4 protein-coding genes are annotated in these 3,622 nt (G+C 58.2%); 3 read left to right on the top strand and 1 reads right to left on the bottom strand.

Features of this window, described 5'->3' with window-relative positions; genetic code table 11:
• Positions 1-71 precede the first annotated feature (71 nt).
• Positions 72-1,136 carry a hypothetical protein gene (locus tag AWC25_RS08140; RefSeq protein WP_244899474.1) on the bottom strand — a complete coding sequence of 355 codons (1,065 nt, stop codon included), beginning with the start codon at positions 1,134-1,136 and terminating at the stop codon, positions 72-74.
• 628 nt (positions 1,137-1,764) lie between these two features.
• Here AWC25_RS08140 and AWC25_RS08130 point away from each other — a divergent pair.
• The 3 genes from AWC25_RS08130 to AWC25_RS08120 are packed head-to-tail and all read left to right on the top strand — an operon-like array spanning position 1,765 to position 3,492.
• Positions 1,765-2,388: a hypothetical protein gene (locus AWC25_RS08130; RefSeq protein WP_085166591.1), complete on the top strand. Its 624-nt coding sequence runs from the start codon at positions 1,765-1,767 to the stop codon at positions 2,386-2,388.
• A complete protein-coding gene (locus AWC25_RS08125; RefSeq protein ID WP_142278739.1) occupies positions 2,385-2,591 on the top strand; it encodes a hypothetical protein in 207 nt (68 codons plus the stop codon). The genes AWC25_RS08130 and AWC25_RS08125 overlap by 4 nt, the downstream gene beginning before the upstream one ends.
• A gap of 4 nt (positions 2,592-2,595) precedes the next feature.
• Positions 2,596-3,492 (top strand): bifunctional DNA primase/polymerase, encoded by an 897-nt coding sequence (locus AWC25_RS08120; protein WP_244899473.1) that lies wholly within the window; start codon positions 2,596-2,598, stop codon positions 3,490-3,492.
• Positions 3,493-3,622: the final 130 nt, after the last annotated feature.

The raw sequence follows: 3,622 nt of genomic DNA, 5'->3' as shown, positions 1-3,622 counted from the left end.
CACCCCAACACCGGCAACGACACACCCGGCACCGTCATCTCCGGCCCCAAAAACCCACCACGCCAGGGGACTTACCCGCGACGCCGCACACCCACACCGAAGCTGCGTTGGAAGTAAGAGTCGATTAGGGGGTACGCGGGCTGTAGACCCGGAATTGTTCGCAGCCCTTGATATTGACGTTGGGGGTGTTCTCTAAAACCGATGACGTTATCAGAGCTGTTGGCTCCGTAGGTTGCAACAACGGCGAAGTAGTCTTCTGGAATGAAATCGCTTTGAATGATCCATGTTTGACCGTAGGAGCCTTGAACCTTCAAGCCGTTGTAGGACTCAGGAGCCACCTGTCCCACGATATTCTCCGGCTGCAGGTAGGCCGGAGCCCCAGCGCTCGGGATGTAGTCGTGCTTAGCGACAATGTCAGGCGCGCTTTCCACACCAGCTTTCCACTGACTGACTACCTCAGCCTGAGCCGGGCTCATCAACGCCAAAAGCCTTGAATTGGGCTCACTTCCGTAGCCATGCTCGGCCACGTTGCGGACGGCAAACTCCAGGTCTCCGGAGTCAATCGTGTCGCTTCCCGACACCAGGTAATGCTGGTGCTGCGTTGCAAATTCCTTGCCTAGGTAGGCCGGAGGCTGCATCTGGTCACCGTTGTACAGGCCATAGACTGGGTGCCCCCAGTCATTTGCGCCTTGTGTCGGATCGAAGAGACGCTGCAGGATGGTGCCGGTAGTCAGTTTGTTATCGGCTTCAAGGACGTAATTGGCCACGGCACGGACTTGTTCAGCAGTACTGTCCCGCAGAAACTTCCAGGTCCAGCTAGTACGGCGGTCGTGGTCATTAAATTCGTAGGCCATGAGGTGATAACCACTCGGCGGACGCATAGCCTCTGCAATGCCCCATTCTGTCGCGAGTTCAAAACTGTCCGTACTGCGGCTTTGGGGTATGGCGTCTGCGGTGTTGGTGGTGTTGAAGGTCAACAGGTTCGTCAGGGCGCTGCGTTCGGCGTTCCATGCCTTGACGACTTCGGCCACTTCCTGCCAAATAACCTGTAAATTAACACCATCCGCGGTGGTATTGACCAGGATATCGCCCTCAGTCTGATATCCGCCCTCCGCGCCAAAAGGCGGCAAATGCAAAATCGACTATAGGTCAGAAGGATTGGGTCGAGGCTGTGTGGTGATGGTCATTTCATAGTCTTCCGTTAGGTCTCCGCTTTGTGACCGACATACCTTGCGGACCGGGGACTGAAAGGAGAGCCAGCCCGCAAGGTAGCGGTTCGGTTGTAACCAGACCCCGCAGTTCGAGTCGGCCCGTTCACCTAGGGGAGACTTACACGGCGCACCCGATGCCCTTGAAAAGGGTTATACCCCATCGTGGTTGGACGCGCATCAATGGATTTCGAGGCGCGCGGATTCGCGCCGCGTGAGCTAGACTCGCGTCAAGTGGCGTTGCGTCACAATACATTTCGTACAGAACGAAAGATGAGGGCGATACAGTGTCTAAAGTGGCCCAACCGACCGCTACAGCCCAGAAACTAGAGAAGCGCTATCTGGACGTAAACGAATCCGTCCAATATCTGCGGGATCTAGGACTAGTCACCGTCACAGCGGACACGATCCGAACGCATGCTTACCGGACCGGAAAGCTACCTCGACCCATTGTGGTCGGTAAACCGCGCCGCTCGTACTGGAAGAGAGAAGACCTCGACGCTTTGGTTGAGGCCCTGTAAGCGTTCGCCAACCGAAAACCAAGGAGGAAACAGGGATGTCGGAGTTTGACGAAACAAACCGGCGCATCAACCGCGCCAACGCTGAAGTCGGGGGCTTAGCCTTTCCACCCGGCGCATGGCACCAAGAGATCGACCCGCTGACTGACACGTTCGACACCGACGACTTTCTGCTTGAGTTGCCGTATGACAGCGAGCCGGTGGCACGGAGGATCGCCGGACACATGGTCAAAGACCATCTCCATGCTGACAGCGGTTCTGTGTTCGCCGTCCGCAGTGTGCTTGACACGTGGTGCCCTGAGCACGATGAGGCATCACCGCTAAAGATGGCCACCCTGTACGCCTTGAGTTACGCCAATATCGCCTACCTGATACCACTGCGCAGTATCGAGCAAGTCAAGGAAGTCGCTGAGTTTGTACGCTCCTCGCACTGTGAGGCTCGAGTTACACGGCGCTGCACACCAAAGCGGGCCACCAAGTTCTTGGCCGTCAAGCGCAATGAATTCATGTGCTTGTTCGTCCTCTGCCGAGAATGCAAGCTGCACATTCACAATCGAGCAGGCTTTAACGAAGACTACATCGGTCCTGCCGAGGATTGGTTTGACGACCGCACAGCTCAAATCCGAACCTCTGACGACCCTTTCGACGATCCCTTCCAGTGATGGTCGACGACGCCATCGTGCAGCTGCATCGCCAGGGCTACTGCACGGCATACATCAGCCTGACTCTGGGCGTGCCGAGTGATTATGTGCGCCAGGTGGTCGCGCAGGCATCAACACCCGCGCAGGTGCGGCGCGCCAAAGCCGAGAAGAAGCGCGCCAGGGCCTTGCAGCTACTCAGTGAAGTCGACTCGATGCGGGGGTGATGAAGTGCCCGTACTGTTTCCGGACGCCACCGGTCTAGACACCTTCGACGCCGCTTTGATGTACGCCGCCCACGGTATCGCGGTGGCACCGTTTGACCCGTCCAAGGGCAAAGGCAAAAGCTGCTGGAACCTAGTCGGCTATCGAGATATCACCACCGACAGCGCGCAGCTGCTGCGGTGGAGACAGCAGTTCGGCCCGTTCAAGGCGTTGGCGACTTGCCCCGGCCAGTTTGGCTGCGTGGTCATTGATGTTGATCGCCCTAAGAGCACGCCCCGGCATCTGCGCCCGCATCTAGCGGCTGCGGTGTACGTGAATACCCGCCCGGATGAGAGCCCGAACCGGGGGCATTATTGGTTTGCGCTACCTAAGGGGCTGCGCCTAGGTAACCCGACACTTGCATTCGGGGAGGTGCGCTGCGTTGGAGGAGGAATCGTGCTGCCTCCCTACGGCAACCGCCGCGTAATCAGAGCCGGAACTCCGCCGGCTATACCAGCGGAACTGATCAGCTTCCTAGCAACACATAGCGTTCAGGCAGGGGCCGGGGTGGTGGGTGGCGGCAGTAGAACCACCGTCGGTAAGTTTTGCCGCGAACACACCGGAAACGCCCGACCCCACAAGCTTGCCGCTTTACTCAAGCTGCATGAGGTGCTGCTTAACCGGGGACGCAGCCCGCATGACGCCATGCGCGAAGCCCTAAAAGTAGGACTTGGCGAGGCCCGCATCGGCTATGTGCCCGCCCGCGAAGTCATACGGACACTGCGGGATATCTGGGACCGCGACCGCAACGAGTTCACGCGCCTTGTGCAGTGGGCCATCGATGTTGCGGAAAGCAGCAACGCGCAGCATCTGCAGCTGAAAAGCGACCGCTGTCCCGGCACGGACTCCCGGGAGTATTCCTAGCTACAGGAATCTGCCGAAATTTTTTCATTAGAACGGCTGTACTGACTTCTTCCGTGGGTCTGCTGCACGGATAGGTGACAACTGAGATGGCTTGCCCAACGTGGGCGGGCTGGAAGGATGTCACCATGGC

The sequence above is a fragment of the Mycobacterium sherrisii genome (genome assembly GCF_002102355.1).
In the GTDB taxonomy this organism is placed as follows: domain Bacteria; phylum Actinomycetota; class Actinomycetes; order Mycobacteriales; family Mycobacteriaceae; genus Mycobacterium; species Mycobacterium sherrisii.
Note: the sequence above shows the minus strand (reverse complement) of the source record. Positions and strands in the feature narration are given on the sequence as shown.

What these genes read in the sequence shown, in the direction of transcription:
- AWC25_RS08130 (WP_085166591.1), top strand. Translation starts at nt 1,765, where the DNA reads ATGTCGGAGTTTGACGAAACAAACCGGCGCATCAACCGCGCCAACGCT.